This is a genomic window from Psychroflexus maritimus (assembly GCF_011089875.1).
In the GTDB taxonomy this organism is placed as follows: Bacteria; Bacteroidota; Bacteroidia; order Flavobacteriales; family Flavobacteriaceae; genus Psychroflexus; species Psychroflexus maritimus.
In genome coordinates, this window is the sequence record NZ_JAANAS010000119.1 from 1 (window position 1) to 260 (window position 260).

Annotated in this window: 1 protein-coding gene; it reads right to left on the reverse strand. The window is 38.5% G+C overall.

The genetic code is table 11. The features are described from left to right. Nucleotides 1-260 (reverse strand): hypothetical protein (locus G7034_RS11780; protein ID WP_166401159.1); only part of this gene is annotated, 260 nt, incomplete at both ends.

Consider the following 260-nt stretch of genomic DNA (forward strand, 5'->3'; position numbering starts at 1 on the left):
GGAATTACTTCTATGGTCAAGGTGGTCGTTTTCGTACAATCCGTGTCTAAATCGACAGCTTCAACATACACCACTTGTGGATTAGCTTGGGTATTCACAAAATTTTCGGTATCCGTAATTTGATTCTCCAAAGCTTCATCTTCGTAGAAATTCACTAAAATAGTCTGATCGCCTTGCGTGATTTCTTCAACTTTACTAAATAAATTAAAGGTTGCTTGTTCATTGGTGGTGCTTCCTCCGGTTTCATCATCACAAACTGA